Source organism: Cobetia sp. SIMBA_158 (assembly GCF_046566945.1).
GTDB classification, from domain to species: Bacteria; Pseudomonadota; Gammaproteobacteria; order Pseudomonadales; family Halomonadaceae; genus Cobetia; species Cobetia amphilecti.
The window spans coordinates 1-248 of record NZ_JAWJYL010000826.1 but is presented as its reverse complement, the minus strand read 5'-3'; the positions used below and the strand labels follow the sequence as shown (position 1 = coordinate 248).

1 protein-coding gene is annotated in these 248 nt (G+C 37.1%); it reads right to left on the bottom strand.

The genetic code is table 11. The annotated features are described in order from the left end of the window. Window positions 1-248, bottom strand: a 248-nt coding sequence (locus tag R2R70_RS22135) for a hypothetical protein (protein ID WP_410979219.1), incomplete at both ends; no start/stop codon positions are given.

Genomic DNA, 248 nt, shown 5'->3' with positions numbered 1-248 from the left:
CCGTCACCATTGTAAAAGTCTCTTAGTGACTCACCCATGTAACGAGTTTCTGGAGTCGCAATCAAATAAGCTTTTTTCGTCTTATCAGACAATTTTTTCGCAATACGATCTCCGTCTGAATTGAATCCTAGTTCCACCAATGTGAAATTATCAATATCAGAACCAGACACTTTAGCGCCATGCGCCACTGTTTTAATTTTTAATGAATTTAAATTGCCAGTAGTATGTTTACCTACTTCAGTAATAGC